The following is a 17,050-nucleotide window of genomic DNA, read 5'->3' as shown; positions in this document are numbered from 1 at the left end:
CGACCCGCTTTGCCAGAGCTTCGCAAAGCCACCCAAACGCAGAGCTTCATAAAAGAGCCTCATGAAGAAGTTTAGCAACCGGCTCTACCAGAGCTATACCCAAGCGTTTCAGCGTCGGCTTTCGTCGGTCGACGCGTTGCCACAGCTTGCCTTGCTAGGTCTATTGTCGGGCCTCGTGACCGGCGCCGTGATCATTCTTTTCCGATCCGCCATCGAGTGGCCCTTGCGCTGGCTCCTACCGGAAGGTAACCCAGAAGGATTCGAGCAGCTCAATATTTGGGTGCGGTCAGTTCTGCCGCTGGCCGGTGCCTGTGCGCTCGGACTGCTGCTTTATCGCCTCCCCCGCAATGACCATAAAACGGGCATCGCCTATGTCATCGAGCGACTCAACTCCCATCAGGGATATATTTCCTGGCGAAGTGCCGTGCTTCAGTTCATCACGGGTGTCATTACTATTGGCACCGGGCAATCCACAGGCCGCGAAGGACCGGCCGTGCACCTCGGCTCCGCTTTTTCGAGTCTGCTCGGCCGTGGCATGGGACTCCCCCACAACAGTATCCGCACGTTGGTAGCCTGTGGCACGGCAGCCGCTATCTCCGCTTCGTTCAACACCCCGATAGCTGGCGTCATCTTTGCCATGGAGGTGGTAATGATGGAGTACACCATCACCGGCTTCACCCCTGTGATTCTGGCGTCGGTGACGGGCGCGATTGTTACCCAGGCGACCTACGGGACCGCGCCTGCCTTTGAAGTTCCCGCGCTGGTGATGAAGTCATTGTGGGAGGTGCCCTACATGGTTTTCGGCGCCATGATCATTGGTGTGATGTCCGCCTGTTTCGTCCGACTGCTCATCTGGTTTCACCGCTTTTCCGAGCATCCCATCTGGTTGAGGCTCGCCGCCGCAGGCTTAGTGATGGTGCCTTTTGCGGCGCTCCTGCCTGCTGTCTTGGGGATCGGGTATGACACTGTCAACGCAACGTTCATGGGCGAAATCGGGTTAGTTGCGCTCATCATCATCGCTGTGGCCAAACTCATCGTAACCGCCACTACGACCGGCCTCGGCATGCCTAATGGCCTGGTTGCGCCGATTTTCTTCATCGGGGCTACTTTAGGCGGAGCCATGGGGGTTCTCGGGGAAATGGTTTTCCCTGAGTACGCGTCGTCCACCGGGTTCTACGCCATGCTCGGCATGGGCGCCATGATGGGTGCGGTATGCCAGGCCCCGCTGGCGGCATTGATGGCACTGCTCGAGCTTACTCATAACCCCAACATCGTACTGCCTGGCATGCTAATGATCACGACCGCTACCATCATGTCCCATGAGCTGTTTGGTCAGCGCTCGGTTTTCCTCAGCATCTTGCGCAGTCAGGGGCTGGATCTGAGAAGTTCGCCTATTACCATGGCGCTGCAGCGGGTCGGTGTCGGCGCTATCCTCGAACGCAACTTCCGGCGAATCCCGCAGAATCTACCCCTGGCCCGAGCCCGGCGGGTGCTCAAGGACGAGCCTCGCTGGCTTGTTATCGACGGCAGCGATGGCCCGGTAGCAGTCATGCCCACCGTTGATCTGGCGCGCTATGTCGAAGAGCATGCCGAGGCACTTGAAAAGGCGGATGAGCATGAGGAGGAACCTTTGATTAACCTGCTTGCGATTCCCGCCCAGCGCCGCGACGTTGCTACAGTGCCGTTTCAGGCGACGCTGCAGGAAGCGCTTGACCGCTTTAACGAGACAGACGCGGAGGCCCTGCTTGTGCAGCGAACGGCCGCTCCCATGATCCAGCAGGTGGTAGGCGTCATACTCAAGCCCGATATAGAAAACTACTACCAGTATCGCCGATGATCGGCCCAACCGATTCTCCACAAGGGAAGCCTGATGCTCTGGGTAAAAGCATTTCACATCATTGCTATCGTCTGTTGGTTTGCCGGCCTGTTCTATCTGCCCCGGCTGTACGTCTATCACGCCCAGGCAGACGACCAGCTCAGCCGGGACCGTTTCAAAGTCATGGAACGCAAGCTTTACCGCGGCATTACCACGCCAAGCATGGTAGCCACGCTCTTGCTCGGTCTGTGGCTGATGAGTTTCAATCCCGGTTACTTCATGAGCCAGGGCTGGATCCACGCCAAACTGACTTTGGTGCTTATCCTGGTCGGCTATCATATATACTGCGGCCGGCTTCTGGCGCAGTTCCGGGATGACCGGAACACCCATGGCCATGTATTTTACCGATGGTTTAACGAGTTCCCGGTACTGATCCTGGTCGGGGTTGTCGTTCTAGCGATAGTGAAGCCTTTCTGATTATGCAAAAACTACCCACTGTGCTCGTTTTGTCCGGTCTCGACCCCTCAGGTGGTGCTGGCATCCAGGCTGACATTCAGGCTATCACCGCACTCGGTGCTCACCCTCTGCCGGTGGTGACCTGTCTAACCGTGCAGGATACGCGCAACGTATACGACAGCGTCGCCGTCGATACGGATTTGCTGCGCCGGCAACTCATGTGCCTTCGCGAGGACATTCAGGTCGACGCAATCAAGCTCGGGGCCCTGGGTAGTGCCGCAATTGTCGACCTGCTGGTTGATTTTCTGCGGAGCCAACCGCCATGCCCGCTGGTCCTGGACCCGGTCATCAAGGCCGCGGGTGGTGGTGAACTTGCAGATAATGCCCTGGTCGCACGGATGCGCCAGAAACTGTTCCCTCGCGCCACTGTAATTACCCCTAATGGGCCAGAGCTGTCGATTCTCGGTGATGACGAGGATCCCCAACGCGCGGCAATGAAGCTGCTGGACGGAGGTTGCCCGGCCGTGCTCGCAACCGGAGGCCATGGCGAAGACCCTCTAATCACCAACCGCCTCTACACGCGCAATGCTGCGCCGAAGGACTGGAAACTGAAACGAAACGGCGGAGAGTACCATGGCTCCGGCTGCACCCTCGCTGCAGCGCTGAGTGCGGGGCTCGCACGACGGCAGAGCCTGAGCGATGCCATCGAGAACGCGCAGAGTTACGTCAGCGGCACAATAAACCGCGCTTTGCGGGTGGGACGGGGCCAGCCGGTGCCTTACCGCGGACCCACCGAGCGAACTGAAGGACGTTAGGACGCCCATGGTGAGTTTGCCCTCGTGCGGCCTGTACGCCATCACGGATGCTGCACTGCTGCCTGGAGAACAGCTTTTCGCGGGTGTGGAGGCCGCGCTTCGCGGCGGCGCGGCCATGGTCCAGTATCGCGACAAGACCGCTAGCGCGAAAGAGCGCAGACAGCGCGCAGGCCGGCTGCTGGCAGTATGCCGATCGCACCAGCGACCATTGATCATCAATGATGATCTGGCGTTAGCGCTGGAACTCGACGCAGACGGCGTACACCTCGGTCAGGACGATGGTGATCTCCACGCGGCGCGCGCGGCTCTGGGACCGCAGAAACTTCTCGGCGCGACTTGCCATGGCTCCCTCGATCTGGCCCGTAGCGCCTCAGGGTCCGGCTGCGATTACCTGGCATTCGGTCGTTTCTTTGGCTCACAAACAAAAAGCCACGCCGTGCCGGCACCGCTCGCCGTTCTTGCCGCGGCTCAGGAGTTACAGCTGCCTTTAGTCGCTATTGGCGGAATCAGCCTGGACAATGCTGGACAGGCACTTACGGCCGGCGCGGATTTCCTGGCCGTCGTCAACGGGCTGTTCGGTGCCGACGATATAGAAGCGCGCGCCCGCGAATTTATCCAACTCATTCATGCTGCTCGCACTCGGGACGAGCAGCCAAGGAGCCCCCATGACTCGTTCTGAAGCCCTTTTTGCCGAGGCACAAAAATACATCCCAGGCGGAGTGAACTCACCGGTTCGTGCATTTAAGGGCGTCGGTGGTACGCCCGTTTTCTTCAAGAGCGCAAAAGGCGCCTACCTGTATGATGAGGATGACCGGCGTTACACCGATTATGTCGGCTCATGGGGGCCCATGATCACCGGCCACAGTGACGAACGCGTGCTTGCAGCGCTAAGGGAGCAGCTGGACCAGGGCACCGGTTTCGGCGCGCCGACAGAGGTCGAGACTGCTATGGCGCGGAAGGTTTGTGAACTCATGCCCTCCATCGACCTTGTGCGCATGGTGAATTCCGGCACAGAGGCGACCATGAGCGCGGTGCGGCTCGCCCGGGGTTTTACTGGCCGCGACAAGATCGTCAAGTTCGAGGGTTGCTACCACGGCCATGTGGATTCACTGCTGGTGAAGGCTGGCTCCGGCGCCTTGACGATGGGTGTCCCGAATTCTCCTGGCATTCCAGCCAGCCTGGCAGAGCACACGCTGACTGTACGCTACAACGACATCGATAGCGTGCGTGAGGTTTTCAGGATTCACGGCGATGCTATCGCAGCGGTCATCGTCGAACCGGTCGCAGGCAACATGAACTGTATTCCTCCCCTACCGGGGTTTCTGGAAGGCCTGCGGGAGGTCTGTGACGGGCACGGCAGTGTTCTGATTTTTGACGAAGTCATGTCCGGGTTTCGGGTCGCGCTCGGCGGTGCCCAGGCACATTACGGCGTTACGCCGGACCTGACAGCCCTCGGTAAGATCATCGGCGGTGGCCTGCCGGTAGGGGCGTTCGGTGGTAAACGGGCGATCATGGAAATGCTCTCGCCTCTCGGACCCGTCTATCAGGCTGGAACCCTGTCGGGCAACCCCCTGGCCATGCGTGCCGGGCTGACGGTGTTAAACGCGATATCCGAGCCAGGCTTCCACGACCGCCTGGGCCACATGGCCCAACGCCTCATGGCGGGGCTAAGCGCTGCTGCCGGTCGCGCAGGAATACCGCTGCAAGTCCAGGGCGTCGGCGGTATGTTCGGCCTGTTTTTTACCGACAAAGGGCCAATTGCCCACTTTGACGAGGTCATGGCCTGCGATACCGAGCGCTTCAACCGCTTTTTTCATGGCATGCTGGACAAAGGGTTCTATCTCGCACCGTCGGCGTTTGAGGCTGGGTTTGTGTCAGCCGCGCATACGGAAGCGGATATCGACGATACCGTACTGGCAGCCGAATCGGTTCTGCAAACCCTCGGCTAAGCGCGGACTCGCCCCAGGCCAGGCCACCCTGCAACTACAAAGCAGAAGCGCGGTTCTCCGCGGCTTCTGCGCCAGCCAGATTGCCTTGGGCACGACGTATGTCAGATAACAATTGCCAGCCGGATTTCTGCAGGCGGTGGTCAGTGCCCGCCAGCGATACACCTTTGCGGGCGAACTGTTCGGCCCGCGTCAGCTCATCGCTGCGGACGTAACCTTCGGCCATTTTATAGTAGATGACAGCCGCATCCGGCGAAATCCTCTGGGCACGCTGTAACGCAGCCATGCCGCGATCGATGCTCCCCGCCCGGAAGGCCTGGTCTGCTTGCTTGACCAGGCTCGCCGCGGCAGGCGATATAGCCTGCGCCTGTTCCCGATGGCGCGGCTGCTGCACCTTTTCGCGCTCCTGCCGGACCTCCTCAGTGATCGACGGCTGGCCTGCCTCTGGGGCCTGGCCGCCCTGCTCAGCGCTGTCGGCTGTCGGTGTTTGCGGGCGCGACGTACCCGGACCCGAGTCCTGTCCCGCTCTGGGCTTCTCTCCACCTACCGGCACGAAAATACTGCCGCCGTCCGGAGAGCTGGCGCAGCCAGCCAGCAGCGCCAGGAGCGTTGCACAGATACCGTTCGCAATGAATGAAGCGCGATAAACGGGGGGCCTAGGAGCCATGATGCTTCCTCCAGAAGTGTTTGAGCGAGGTCTGGCTGTCATTAGCTGATCTTCGCTAATCGAACCAGCCATTGAGCCAGCCCTTGATACGGCCAGTAACCGAACCGTCGCAATTGATTGTCTTTTCAGGCTGGCTACCTTCTATAAATGGTAGAAACACAGCCCCTTCACAGCCTTCCTCGGTCACCGCCGGCACCGTGGGGTCGACCCAGTAATAAGCCACACCGTCCGGGACGATAGGCGAGAAACTATGCTGGGGGATCGCGCCCATAACGCGTCCGAACACGCGCATCGCCCCGCTTGCGCCAGTGAGACTGGTTGGCGCATTGCCGTCACGTCCCAGCCAGACTACGCCCAGGTGATCACCGCTGAAACCGGCAAACCAGGTGTCCCGGCCATCATCCGTGGTGCCTGTTTTCCCGGCCAGATTCAAGGACGACGGAACATAGTTGTATACCGACCGTCCCGTACCTTCGCGCATCACCTCCTGCATGGCGTAGTGCAGCAAGTGCATGGCCTGCGGACTGAAGCGCTGCTCTATCTCCAGATCGTAGCGCGACAGTGTTTCGCCCTCAGAGGTGGTGACTTCCCTGATAGTGCGTAACGGCACTGTGAACCCGGACGCGGCAATCGATTGGAACAACTCGGCCACGTCGATCGGCGCCATTGTCGTCGCGCCCAAAAACAGCGACGGATACGGCGTCAGCGGTTTCTCGAAACCCAAATCCCGAAACGTCTCCGTGACCTCTGCAATGCCCACGTCCAGACCCAGCCGAACCGTGGCCAGATTGTAGGAGTGGCTCAGGGCTTCGTGCAGAGGTACTTGTCCATGGTATTGGCCGGAATAGTTTTTCGGTGCCCACTCGTCACCGTTATTGAATACAAGCCGAAACGGCTCATCCTTCACCGGCGTCATCAGGGTATATTTTTCCGGCTGGGCCAGGGCGGTGAGATAGACCATGGGTTTGGCCAGGGAGCCAATCGAGCGGTTGGCGTCGAGGGCCCGGTTAAAACCGGCAAAGCGCGGGTCGCGGTCGCCAACCACCGCGGTGACTTCGCCGTTCTCCTTACCGGTAAAAATAGCGGCCGCCTGCAGTGGAGCTTCACTCTCCCTCGGGTCGAGCACCTCCAAGGTCTCGCTCACCGCCTTCTCCGCCGCCGCCTGAACCTGGGGATCAAGGGTCGTAAAGATGCGTAAACCTTCACTTTGCAGGTCAGCCTGCTGATAGTCGCGTGCCAGGTGCCGGCGCACAAGATCGACAAACGCCGGGTAACGGTTATCGGAGTATCGCCCGCGATCCACTACTCCGAGAGGCCGGGTACGCGCTTCCTGGGCCTGCCGGGCAGGCACAACGCCATGCTCTGCAAGCATGTCCAGCACCAGGTTACGTCGTTCGAGTGCGCGTTGCGGGTGCCGTCGGGGATCGTAATAGCTGGGCCCTTTGACCATGGCGACCAGAAGGGCCACGTGATGCAGCTCCAATCGCTGGAAAGAGCGCGAGAAGTAAAACTGACTGGCCAAACCGAAGCCGTTGATGGAGCGAGCCCCGGATTGTCCCAGGTACACCTCGTTGAGGTAGGTTTCCAGTATCTCATCTTTGCTGTAGTGCAGGTCGAGCAGGATTGCCATCAGGGCTTCATTGACCTTGCGACTGATTGTCTGGTCCCGGCTGAGGTAGAGGTTCTTAACCAGCTGCTGGGTGAGCGTACTGCCGCCTTGGGTAACACGCCCTGCCTGGAGATTGGCCCAGGCCGCCCGGGCAATACCGCTAAGGCTGATACCCCAGTGGCGGTCAAAATCCCGGTCTTCCACCGTGATCAACGCATCACGCAAGAAGGGCGGCGCCTGGTCGAGTTTGACCAGAACGCGGTCTTCGCCATGGTTGGGATAGATTCCCCCTATCTGAACCGGATCGACACGCACGATGGCCTCCGGGCTCCCCGAAAGCACACGCATGGACTCAACCCGGTCCTCCGCCAGTGTCACCTGCAGGCGCCGACTCGGTTCAAGCGCATCGGGGAAACGGAAATCCCGGGTTTGAAGCGTAAAACGGGAACCCTGGCGACGGTACTCACCCGGATCGTCTACCGTGGGCACGGCGTTGTACCCCAGCAGCTGCAGTTCAGCAGCCAGCGCCTCCGCATTGACCGGTGCGCCCTCATACAGCTCCAGCGGGCGGGCATAGACCCGGGAAGGTATCTCCCATCGCCGTCCCTCAAACTTGCTGGTAACGACTGCATCGAGATAGACCAGCCATGCGGCAAGGCCCGCAAGCGCTACCAGTGCCAGGCGCCACAAGCCACGGCGAAAGCCACTTGTGCGAGAGTTTTTACGGGAACGGGGAGATCGGGATCGTGTCATGGGCGGCGATTATACCCAGCAGAGATCGCCTCTACAGCAGGTGGTCGGTGTTATTTCTGCAATGGGCTCGCTATCATACGACCGCGATATCGGCGCAGCCCCTACAGCACGCGGTCCCCGGACGGGATTCTGACCGTTTGAAAGCGACGGACAAACAATAAGGAGAAAGCTTACATGAGCGGCGAGTTAATCAGGAACCTGCAGAACCCCGCACTATTCGACCACGACGTAGCGGGTTTCTCACTGCACGAGACTCATATCTCCTGGGTGCTGCTCACTGGCGAATTCGCATACAAAATCAAGAAGCCCATGGACTTCGGCTTCCTCAACTTTTCAACCCTGGACCGGCGCAAACACTTCTGTGAAGAAGAAGTCAGACTGAACCAGCGCCTCGCACCCGATCTCTACCTTGACGTTTTAGCGATAACTGGGACACCGGAGAAGCCTGAACTCGGCGGCAGTGGCGAGCCCATCGACTATGCCATACGCATGCGCCAGTTCAGCCAGGACAACATGCTGGGAAATCTTCATGCGAGCGGCAAACTGACGACAGCCCACATTGACAGCCTCGCTGACCAGCTCGCCCGGTTTCACGACAGCATTCCCAAGGTTCCGGCGGCACTGAACCTCGGTACACCCGACGCCGTACGCGAACCTATGGTTCAGAACTTTGACCAGATCAGGCCCCTGCTCGGCGACCCGCAGCTTGAGGCTCAGCTCGATCAACTGGAAGCCTGGACGCTCTCGACGTTTGACCGGCTCAAGCCTTTGATCGACCGTCGATATCGGGAAGGCCACGTGCGCGAATGCCACGGCGACCTGCACCTTGCCAATATAACGCTGTACCAGGACCGCGTGACCATCTTTGACTGCATCGAGTTCAACGATGCTTTTCGCTGGATTGACACCTGCAACGACCTGGCCTTCCTGCTCATGGATCTCGAAGACCGGGGCCTTCACGCCTATGCCAATCGGCTGCTCAACCGCTACCTGGAGGCCACTGGGGATTATGAAGCCCTGGCGCTACTTGACCTTTACAAGGCATACCGTGCAACGATCCGTGCGAAGATCGCTTTGTTTACCCGAGGCAACGAGGGCCTTTCGGAGGGTGAAAAAGACCAGCTGACTGCACGTTACCGGCAGTATGTCCAACTGGCGGAGACCTATGAGTCCATTCCCAACCGCTACCTGCTGGTAACCACCGGTTGTTCAGGCAGCGGAAAATCAAAGATGAGCCTGGGGTTAAGCGAAGAGCTGGGGCTCATCCGCATCCGTTCGGACGTGGAACGTAAACGGCTATTCGGCCTTCCGCCGACCGGTACCGCGTCCAGGGAAGCGGGCAAGGACATCTACACTAAAGAGGCGACGGTAGAGACCTACCAACGACTTGCACAGCTCGCAGCCCAGATCCTGCAGGCAGGCTACCCGGTGATCGTCGACTCTGCTGCCCTGCGCCAGTCCGAGCGCCAGGATCTGCTCGAGGTCGCGGCGGAGGCCTGCGCTCCCGGGCTGATACTGGCCTGTGAAGCGCCGGAAGACGTGCTTCGGGCACGGGTGAGAGCACGCCAGAGTGCAGGCGGTGATGCCTCCGAAGCGGACGAGCAGGTACTTGAAATGCAGCTGAGTAATGCCGAACCGTTAAGTGCAGAAGAAGCCCGGGTCGTGTTGCACGTACAGACCACGGAGCCCGAAATCGACCGTTTGCTTGCTGCCCGGATAAAAGCTCACTTCGCCGGCCCCATAGTCGATACCGCTGCGCAAAGCTAAAGCACTGGCTACCGCGATCAGAAAGCAGCACCGAACAGCATTTGCAGCCGTAACCGCGTTACGGCTGTTCCTCGTCTATACTGATGGCGTTCGCTTCCCTGACAACCCACGTGTGCCCAGTCGCCATGAATGAACCCATCCGGATGATAGACCACCCTCTGTTCCAGGCCCTGCGGAATGAGAATGTAGACGCTTTTAACCAGGCACGGAAAAGTCTCAACGAAGTCCCCAGTTTCGCCTACTGCGATTTTCGTGGCCTTGACCTGCGCGGCTTGGACGCGACGAACCTGGACCTTAGTAACGCCTATTTCCGCGGAGCCGATCTGCGCGGCGTTGACTTTCGCCAGGCCAACCTGGAGGGTGCCAGCATCGCTGGTGCAAAAATATCGGGCTGCTATTTCCCGCACAAGCTGGCAGCCGATGAACTGGTGATGTCGCTCAATCACGGCACGCGCATGCGTTACCGACAGTAACCCGGCGATCCGGCCTGCCCGGTAAGTGCCGGAAAGCTGCCTAGAACAATTAGCCAAGGAGAGGCCCCATGCACCTGCCCGGCGAACACCCTGAATACCTGGACTTGCTGTTTGACAGCTGCAGAACGGCTGGAGACACCCTGTACGCCTACCTCCAGGACACCGGGCGGGTCGTCGATATTTTCGTTGGCAACCAGTGTGAGCGTTTCGTCCCCGGTAACCACCTTCTGCGGTTGAACAGCGGCCAGGTTGAGCTTCATCTGGGCGACCGGGTAGGCATTGTGCTGCAGCCTGGCGACTGGTTCACCATTCCGGACCAGTCGGGATGCCCGCTGAGCTACGAGTGCGAGGAATCCGGGAGCCTCTGTATCATACCCCCGAGTGCACTTCAGAACGCCCTGAGAGCAGAAGCTTTCTCCCAGAGCTTCACCCGTATGCTGATGCTCCAGACACAGGCTCTAACTCTGGCCTACACCTCAGCCAGCCGCTATGGCACCCGTCCCGACGCCGGCTTCCGACGCTATCACGCCGGTGAAATTATTATTGAACAGGATGCAGCATCAGATCAGGTATTCACGCTGATGCGTGGCTGTGCGCGGGTGGAAAAGAGCGGTGTCAACGTCGGCAGCATTCTCGAAGGCGATATCTTCGGCGTTTTCTCAGCGCTGGTCGAGGGACCGTACACAGCAGATGTTGTCGCTGAAACTGACGTTACTGTAATGAGTGTTCCCAGCAGTCAGTTCATTCAGCTGATACAGGCTCAGCCAGAAACCTTTATGCGCCTCTTGCGCACCCTTTCCCGAAATATCCAGGAGCTCAACGACAGGCTGATCATGGAGCTCCGCGACAGGGGCCCGAGCGGCACCCATACCGCGTCGAGCTAGCCTGGTGCAGACTCAAGCAGGACAGGTAGCGGGCAGTCCACATTCATAGCCGTCGGGCTTATCGTCAACCGCCACGCCATAACCTCGACGCCCGCTTCCACGGCCTCGCGCAATGTCCGTCCATAGACGGGATCGATGTCGTCGGCCGGGCGAACGCTGTCTATACCCGTGTGGCTGACGCAGAAAAAGAGCACCGCCCGCTCCCCCAGCCGGGCTTTTGCCGCGAGCTCGCGCAAATGCTTCTGCCCCCGCAGTGTTACCGCGTCAGGAAAACGTCCACGCCCTGCCGAGCCCAATGTCACGCTCTTTACTTCAACCCAGGCATCAGGGCGTCCGTCCACATGCTCGCCCAGCCAGAGGTCGACCCGGCTGGCATCACCATACTTTACCTCTCGCCTCATGCGCCTGTAGCCCTGCAACGCCGTCACGCGCCCAGCGGCGATGGCTTCTGCCACGAGGCTGTTTGGCCTGGCTGTATTAATGCAGGCGAGGTGCCCGTGATCCAGCTCCACCAACTCCCACGTGAAGGCGAGTTTACGGTTTGGGTTGGTAGCACGGCTGAGCCAGACACGACTGCCCGGCTCTGCGCAGCCGAGCATTGATCCCGTATTCGCACAGTGGACTGTTGTCCGCTCACCGGATTCCAGTACGACGTCGGCGAGAAAGCGCTTATAACGCCGCTCAAGGAGAGCGGGTTGTAGCGGAGTGCTAAAATCCATAGTCTCTAGATGATCTGATGCAAAAGGAATCATGATACCGCATCGGCGGTAAAACGCATGGCTCCGGCTGATCGCCACCCGGTGAAAAAGTGGCTTCTCGATTTTTTATCTGCTATTTTTCGCAGGCTCGATCAGGCAGCCGGCGGCTTTGGGGCCAGCGGCCGCGGGGCTTGTCGCAACAAACTGAGGCGTCGGTTGGACACTATTCCCGGCCGGTAATGCTAGAGTGCAATATTAAGGCAGACTATCAAAAGCCCAGCATCGGAACGGGTTGTAAGGTCAGCCGGAAGTGAGTGGCGTGACCTATGTGGCGTGACAGAAGCTCACTCAAGCAGAGAGCACCGGCGCGATGACGGCCCTGCCGGCAGCGGTATAAAATACCTGGAGAGCATCAGGACTCCAGACTTCATGTCTCAGCCCTTGGCGGGGCGGACTTGGCTTGACGTCTAAAACGTCCAGTGACAGAGAGAAAGAGGCAGCTTTATGCCGAACAGTTCAACGAGTACCCAGGAACGTTTCACCGGCTTTACGCCTTACGAGGCCAAAGAAGGTGAGGAGTACATGAATGCGGCGCAGCTCGACCACTTCCGCAACATCCTGTTTGGGTGGAAGCAGGAACTGATGGAAGAGGTCGATCGCACCATGCACCACCTGCAGGAGGACGGCAATAATTACGCCGATCCCAGTGATCGGGCAACCCAGGAAGAAGAGTTCAGCCTGGAGCTGAGAACCCGTGATCGCGAGCGCAAGCTCATCAAGAAGATCGACAAAACGATCGATCTGATCGACAAAGCCGACTATGGCTACTGCGATCAATGCGGCATTGAGATCGGCATCCGACGTCTCGAAGCACGGCCGACCGCTACTCTGTGCATAGACTGCAAAACCCTGGCCGAGATCCGCGAGCGCCAGACCGGCGTCTGAACCGCTTCGCCCGGGCGAGCCCGACTCGCCCGGCGTTTCAACGAGCCGCCAACCACGGCCTCATCCTGAAACGCTCTCCAGCAGCGAACTACTCCTGATGTCTTACCGTGGCCGCTTCGCGCCCTCCCCTACCGGACCTTTACACTTTGGCTCTCTGGTCGCAGCACTTGCCAGCTATCTCGACGCACGGGCTAACGGAGGCCAGTGGCTTCTGCGCATCGAAGACCTCGACCCGCTTCGCGACTCCGAGGACGACGCCAAGCGCATCATAACTGCGCTTGAGGTGCATGGATTGGAATGGGACGGACCGGTACGCTTCCAGTCCGAACACTTTCCGCGCTATCGCGAGCAACTGCAGCGGCTTCAACGGGACGGATTTGCCTATCTATGTCCCTGCAGCCGAAAAGAACTCCAGGCCAACAATGGCAGACACCCCCGCCATTGCCGTAGCGGTGCGCCCAAGTCTAGCCGGCCCACGGCCATCCGGTTTGCCCTGACTGATCGACACTGGAGCTGGGATGACTTGCTGCTTGGCCCTCAGAGCCTTAGGACACGGCCTGAGATAGACGATTTCGTTCTGCAGCGAAAGGAGGGTTTTTTTGCCTACCAGCTGGCCGTTGTGTGTGACGACATCGACCAGGGCATTACACACGTAGTGCGCGGCAGCGACCTGCTTGACTCTACGCCTTTCCAGCTGGCTTTATATCAGGCGTTCGATTTTCCACCCCCCGCTTTCATGCACCTTCCCGTCATTGTCGACAGTGCCGGACAAAAACTCAGCAAACAGTCCCGTGCGCCCGCGCTCGTCAACGACCAGGCAGGGGCCAACCTCGCTTCGGCCTTTGCGGCGCTCAACCACCCGCTACCGGTTGAGTTGGGCCGTGCGCCGCCAGCAGAGCAGCTTGCGTGGGGAACAACACACTGGTGCACAGCCAAGCTGCCCAGCGTGATGTCGCTGACAGACGTCCGCCAGGCGCGACCTGGCGCCGGCCAATAATCCGCCGTCCGGGCAGACTCGTGAGGCCCGGTAGATTAGACTGCTTCAGGTTAGGTCCAGACTCAGGCTGCCCGCGCACCCCACCATCTTGAGGCGCCCATGTATATTTACCGACTGGTTTTTCTTCTTGTGCTGGCGATCTACATCTTTTCGCCCACCCTCATGGACTGGTGGATCCAGCCTGGCAACCTTTGGTACCAGCCCTTCCTGGTCTGGCTGGCACTCATCGGCGTAGGCTTCTGGCTGGAAAAGCGACGGGATCCCAATGAGTTTTGAGTTAGCCCAACTTTTACTGATCAGCTTTGCCTATCTTCTGTGCCTCTTCGGCCTGGCGTACGCGACCGAACAGGGTTGGCTGCCCCATCGATGGGCACGGCATCCGTTGGTCTACGTACTCAGCCTTGGCGTTTACGCCGGGGCATGGGGAGTGTACGGCGCCGTCGGCATGGCCTACGAGTATGGCTATGGCTATCTCGCTTATTACCTCGGTATCTGCGGCGCCTTTCTTCTGGCACCGGTGCTCCTACACCCCGTGCTTCGGATAACCCGGGCCTATCAGCTCACTTCCCTGGCCGACCTGTTTGTCTTTCGCTACCGCAGCCAGTGGGCGGGAACTCTGGTAACGCTCTGCTCAGGCGCTGCAATTCTCTCGCTCCTGAGCCTTCAGATCCAGGCGGTCGCAACCTCCCTGACCTATCTCGCGCCATCGGCGTCGCCGGTGATGATGGCTGTCATTTTCAGTCTCATGGTCATGCTCTTTGCCATGCTTTTCGGCGCCCGCCACGGCAAAAGCCAGGATGCGCACGAAGGACTGATCATGGCCATCGCCCTGGATTCGGTGATCAAACTGCTCGGGTTACTGCTCATCGGCGCTGTCGTACTGTTCAGCGTCTTCGATGGGCTGGATGGACTCGGCAGCTGGCTGAGTCGCGAGGCACCTGACAACATCAACCTGGAACGCCGCCTGGGCGACCATAGCTGGCGGGCACTGATGCTCATGTCTTTCGCGTCGGCGCTCGTCATGCCCCACATGTTCCACATGACCTTCGCCGAAAATACGAGCGCGCGCTCCCTTTCCAGGGCTAGCTGGGCCCTGCCGCTGTACCTCTTGCTACTGGCGCTGCCAGTGCCACTCATCCTCTGGGGCGGCGATGTGCTTGGCGTGGAGATACCGCCGGAATACTTCGCGCTGGGTGTTGCCCAGGCGCTCGAGTCTCCTGGCCTGGCTATCGTGGTCTACATGGCGGGAATGTCCGCAGCCAGTGGGCTTACCATCGTATTAACGCTCGCCCTCGCAGGAATGGTGCTTAACCATGTGGTGCTGCCCTTGCGTCCCCCGCATGACGGCCAGAACATTTACAGCTGGTTACGCTGGACCAAACGAGCCCTGATTGGCGCGATAATCCTTCTGGCGCTGGCATTTCACATGGGGGTCGGACATCACCTGAGCCTGGAACCCTTGGGAGTGCTGGCTCTGGCGGGGGTGCTTCAGTTGCTGCCCGGCGCACTGGGCATTATTTACTGGCCCGAGGGTAACCGCCAGGGTGTCATCGCGGGCCTGCTTACTGGAGCTTCACTGTGGTTCGTGACGCTCGTCATGCCTGTGAGCTTCGAAGTCACTTTGCCCTTGTGGCCGGAATTCCTCTTGCCGTCGAGCCCTGGCCCTGATGCCTGGACCCTGCTGACTTTTCTCTCCCTGACAGCGAATATTCTGGTTTTCGTTGTGGTCTCAGTACTGTCGCCCACATCCGGAGAAGAAACCCGCGCTGCCCAGAGCTGCTCCGTCGGCGCACTTTCACGACCAATGCGGCGCGAATTGAATGCCGCTTCGTCGGACGAGTTCAAGCAACAACTCGGCGCAGCCTTGAGCGCCGAGGTAGCCGGGGAGGAGGTCGAACGCGCCCTGGCGCAGATGAACCTGCCTTCGCCCGAGTACCGCCCGTATCAGTTGCGCCGTCTCCGCGACCAGATTGAAGTCAACCTTTCCGGCCTGCTGGGGCCTCAGGTCGCGCGTGACATCATAAAGCGACAGCTGGGGTTCAAACCGCTGCGCGGACGCGACCCCCACCAGGACATCCACTATGTCGAACGCGCCCTGGAAGACTATCAAAGTCGGTTGACCGGGCTCGCCGCCGAGTTGAACAGCCTGCGCCAGCATCACCGCCAGACGCTGCAGAACCTCCCGATCGCGGCCTGCTCGGTTGGCGATGACGGCGAGCTGTTAATGTGGAACCACGCCATGCATGAGCTGACCGGCATCGATCCGGAAGCGGTCGTCGGGGCGTCGTTACCTGCGCTTTCGGCGCCCTGGGGACCGTTGCTTGCCGGCTTTGTGAAAGGCGATGCAATGCACCGCTACAAACACAGAATGGACCTCAAAGGCCGGCCTCACTGGTTCAACCTGCACAAATCTTCAATAGGTGGCCCCGGTCGGGTGGATGGCGGCACGGTGATCCTGCTTGAGGACCAGACTGAAGCCCGACTCCTGGAGGATAAGCTGATCCATAGCGAGCGCCTGGCCTCCGTCGGTCGCCTGGCTGCCGGGGTTGCCCACGAGATCGGTAACCCGGTTACAGGTATTGCATGCCTGGCTCAGAATCTGCGACTCGACTCGGACAAGCCGGAGGTGCTCGAAACCGCGGAACAGGTGCTGGTTCAAACCAAACGGATATCGCGGATTCTTCAGTCCATGATGAATTTTGCCCGCGCCGGTAATTATTCACAGTCAAACAGCCAAGAGCCCTGCGCCATCCATCGGTGCGTCGATGAAGCCGTTAACCTGCTGTCGTTGAGCGACCAAAGCCGACATGTTCGCTTCAGGAACGACTGTCCACCATCCTTGCGGGTCATCGGCGACGAGCAGCGCCTCGTGCAGGTCTTTATAAACCTCCTGGCCAACGCCCGCGATGCCTCGCCCGAGGGCGGCGAGGTGGTCATCAGTGGAAACCTCGAGGGTTACTCCGCTATCATCGTGATCAGCGATAACGGCACTGGCATCTCGCCCGACCAGCTCGACCATATCTTTGAACCTTTTTACACCACCAAGGGGCCGAGCCAGGGCACCGGGTTGGGTCTGTCGCTTGTCTACAGCATCGTCGAAGAACACTATGGCAATATTCAGGTGGAGAGCCCCGCAGACCTCGTCACCAACCGCGGTACCCGGGTCATACTGAAGTTGCCGGCCGCATCGCCGGATTCGACAGCACATCTATCGTAATCAGGAC

At 59.6% G+C, this 17,050-nt stretch carries 15 protein-coding genes; 12 read left to right on the top strand and 3 right to left on the bottom strand.

Annotated features, from left to right (window positions below):
• The first annotated feature begins 61 nt into the window (after nucleotides 1–61).
• The 5 genes from soil367_RS02625 to hemL are packed head-to-tail and all read left to right on the top strand — an operon-like array spanning nucleotide 62 to nucleotide 5,036.
• A complete protein-coding gene (locus soil367_RS02625; RefSeq protein ID WP_136546638.1) occupies nucleotides 62–1,837 on the top strand; it encodes a chloride channel protein in 1,776 nt (591 codons plus the stop codon).
• Between the two features lie 33 nt (nucleotides 1,838–1,870).
• Entirely contained in the window at nucleotides 1,871–2,293 is a 423-nt protein-coding gene (gene hemJ / locus soil367_RS02620; protein ID WP_136546636.1) for a protoporphyrinogen oxidase HemJ, read from the top strand.
• Nucleotides 2,294–2,295: 2 nt separating this feature from the next.
• The gene (thiD, locus tag soil367_RS02615) at nucleotides 2,296–3,087 is read left to right on the top strand and encodes a bifunctional hydroxymethylpyrimidine kinase/phosphomethylpyrimidine kinase (RefSeq protein ID WP_136546634.1); all 792 of its coding nucleotides are present in this window, start codon (nucleotides 2,296–2,298) and stop codon (nucleotides 3,085–3,087) included.
• Nucleotides 3,088–3,094: 7 nt separating this feature from the next.
• Nucleotides 3,095–3,766: a thiamine phosphate synthase gene (gene thiE / locus soil367_RS02610; RefSeq protein ID WP_136546632.1), complete on the top strand. Its 672-nt coding sequence runs from the start codon at nucleotides 3,095–3,097 to the stop codon at nucleotides 3,764–3,766.
• A complete protein-coding gene (gene hemL / locus soil367_RS02605) occupies nucleotides 3,753–5,036 on the top strand; it encodes a glutamate-1-semialdehyde 2,1-aminomutase (protein WP_136546630.1) in 1,284 nt (427 codons plus the stop codon). The genes thiE and hemL overlap by 14 nt, the downstream gene beginning before the upstream one ends.
• 34 nt (nucleotides 5,037–5,070) lie before the next feature.
• Here hemL and soil367_RS02600 read toward each other — a convergent pair whose 3' ends face one another.
• Nucleotides 5,071–5,700 (bottom strand): hypothetical protein, encoded by a 630-nt coding sequence (locus soil367_RS02600; RefSeq protein WP_136546628.1) that lies wholly within the window; start codon nucleotides 5,698–5,700, stop codon nucleotides 5,071–5,073.
• A gap of 55 nt (nucleotides 5,701–5,755) precedes the next feature.
• A complete protein-coding gene (mrcB, locus tag soil367_RS02595) occupies nucleotides 5,756–8,062 on the bottom strand; it encodes a penicillin-binding protein 1B (RefSeq protein ID WP_136546626.1) in 2,307 nt (768 codons plus the stop codon).
• A 174-nt stretch (nucleotides 8,063–8,236) separates the two neighbouring features.
• On the opposite strand from mrcB, the gene soil367_RS02590 reads away from it, so the two are divergent.
• The 3 genes from soil367_RS02590 (at nucleotide 8,237) to soil367_RS02580 (ending at nucleotide 11,186) form a co-directional block, all read left to right on the top strand.
• Nucleotides 8,237–9,829, top strand: coding sequence for a bifunctional aminoglycoside phosphotransferase/ATP-binding protein (locus soil367_RS02590; protein WP_136546624.1), 1,593 nt, complete (start codon nucleotides 8,237–8,239; stop codon nucleotides 9,827–9,829).
• Between the two features lie 125 nt (nucleotides 9,830–9,954).
• Nucleotides 9,955–10,302, top strand: coding sequence for a pentapeptide repeat-containing protein (locus soil367_RS02585; protein WP_136546622.1), 348 nt, complete (start codon nucleotides 9,955–9,957; stop codon nucleotides 10,300–10,302).
• 68 nt (nucleotides 10,303–10,370) lie between these two features.
• Nucleotides 10,371–11,186 carry a Crp/Fnr family transcriptional regulator gene (locus soil367_RS02580; RefSeq protein WP_136546620.1) on the top strand — a complete coding sequence of 272 codons (816 nt, stop codon included), beginning with the start codon at nucleotides 10,371–10,373 and terminating at the stop codon, nucleotides 11,184–11,186.
• Here the strand turns inward: soil367_RS02580 and sfsA are convergent.
• Nucleotides 11,183–11,905, bottom strand: coding sequence for a DNA/RNA nuclease SfsA (gene sfsA / locus soil367_RS02575; RefSeq protein ID WP_136546618.1), 723 nt, complete (start codon nucleotides 11,903–11,905; stop codon nucleotides 11,183–11,185). The genes soil367_RS02580 and sfsA overlap by 4 nt on opposite strands.
• A gap of 483 nt (nucleotides 11,906–12,388) precedes the next feature.
• Here sfsA and dksA point away from each other — a divergent pair, with 483 nt between their 5' ends.
• From dksA to soil367_RS02560, 4 genes are all read left to right on the top strand, one after another.
• Nucleotides 12,389–12,829 (top strand): RNA polymerase-binding protein DksA, encoded by a 441-nt coding sequence (gene dksA / locus soil367_RS02570; protein WP_136546616.1) that lies wholly within the window; start codon nucleotides 12,389–12,391, stop codon nucleotides 12,827–12,829.
• Between the two features lie 97 nt (nucleotides 12,830–12,926).
• Nucleotides 12,927–13,826 carry a tRNA glutamyl-Q(34) synthetase GluQRS gene (gene gluQRS / locus soil367_RS02565; protein WP_136546614.1) on the top strand — a complete coding sequence of 300 codons (900 nt, stop codon included), beginning with the start codon at nucleotides 12,927–12,929 and terminating at the stop codon, nucleotides 13,824–13,826.
• A gap of 99 nt (nucleotides 13,827–13,925) precedes the next feature.
• Complete coding sequence (locus soil367_RS18785; RefSeq protein ID WP_172962248.1) at nucleotides 13,926–14,102, top strand: hypothetical protein; 177 nt, start codon at nucleotides 13,926–13,928, stop codon at nucleotides 14,100–14,102.
• Nucleotides 14,092–17,043 (top strand): ATP-binding protein, encoded by a 2,952-nt coding sequence (locus soil367_RS02560; RefSeq protein ID WP_136546612.1) that lies wholly within the window; start codon nucleotides 14,092–14,094, stop codon nucleotides 17,041–17,043. The genes soil367_RS18785 and soil367_RS02560 overlap by 11 nt, the downstream gene beginning before the upstream one ends.
• Nucleotides 17,044–17,050: the final 7 nt, after the last annotated feature.

The sequence above is a fragment of the Hydrocarboniclastica marina genome, assembly GCF_004851605.1.
Lineage (GTDB): Bacteria > Pseudomonadota > Gammaproteobacteria > Pseudomonadales > Oleiphilaceae > Hydrocarboniclastica > Hydrocarboniclastica marina.
This window is presented reverse-complemented; position numbering and strand designations above follow the sequence as displayed.

Excerpts from the sequence above, each read along its gene's own strand:
- soil367_RS02625 (WP_136546638.1), top strand. The coding sequence starts at position 62 with ATGAAGAAGTTTAGCAACCGGCTCTACCAGAGCTATACCCAAGCGTTT.
- hemJ (WP_136546636.1), top strand. The coding sequence starts at position 1,871 with ATGCTCTGGGTAAAAGCATTTCACATCATTGCTATCGTCTGTTGGTTT.
- thiD (WP_136546634.1), top strand. The coding sequence starts at position 2,296 with ATGCAAAAACTACCCACTGTGCTCGTTTTGTCCGGTCTCGACCCCTCA.
- thiE (WP_136546632.1), top strand. The coding sequence starts at position 3,095 with ATGGTGAGTTTGCCCTCGTGCGGCCTGTACGCCATCACGGATGCTGCA.
- hemL (WP_136546630.1), top strand. The coding sequence starts at position 3,753 with ATGACTCGTTCTGAAGCCCTTTTTGCCGAGGCACAAAAATACATCCCA.
- soil367_RS02600 (WP_136546628.1), bottom strand. The coding sequence starts at position 5,700 with ATGGCTCCTAGGCCCCCCGTTTATCGCGCTTCATTCATTGCGAACGGT.
- mrcB (WP_136546626.1), bottom strand. The coding sequence starts at position 8,062 with ATGACACGATCCCGATCTCCCCGTTCCCGTAAAAACTCTCGCACAAGT.
- soil367_RS02590 (WP_136546624.1), top strand. The coding sequence starts at position 8,237 with ATGAGCGGCGAGTTAATCAGGAACCTGCAGAACCCCGCACTATTCGAC.
- soil367_RS02585 (WP_136546622.1), top strand. The coding sequence starts at position 9,955 with ATGAATGAACCCATCCGGATGATAGACCACCCTCTGTTCCAGGCCCTG.
- soil367_RS02580 (WP_136546620.1), top strand. The coding sequence starts at position 10,371 with ATGCACCTGCCCGGCGAACACCCTGAATACCTGGACTTGCTGTTTGAC.
- sfsA (WP_136546618.1), bottom strand. The coding sequence starts at position 11,905 with ATGGATTTTAGCACTCCGCTACAACCCGCTCTCCTTGAGCGGCGTTAT.
- dksA (WP_136546616.1), top strand. The coding sequence starts at position 12,389 with ATGCCGAACAGTTCAACGAGTACCCAGGAACGTTTCACCGGCTTTACG.
- gluQRS (WP_136546614.1), top strand. The coding sequence starts at position 12,927 with ATGTCTTACCGTGGCCGCTTCGCGCCCTCCCCTACCGGACCTTTACAC.
- soil367_RS18785 (WP_172962248.1), top strand. The coding sequence starts at position 13,926 with ATGTATATTTACCGACTGGTTTTTCTTCTTGTGCTGGCGATCTACATC.
- soil367_RS02560 (WP_136546612.1), top strand. The coding sequence starts at position 14,092 with ATGAGTTTTGAGTTAGCCCAACTTTTACTGATCAGCTTTGCCTATCTT.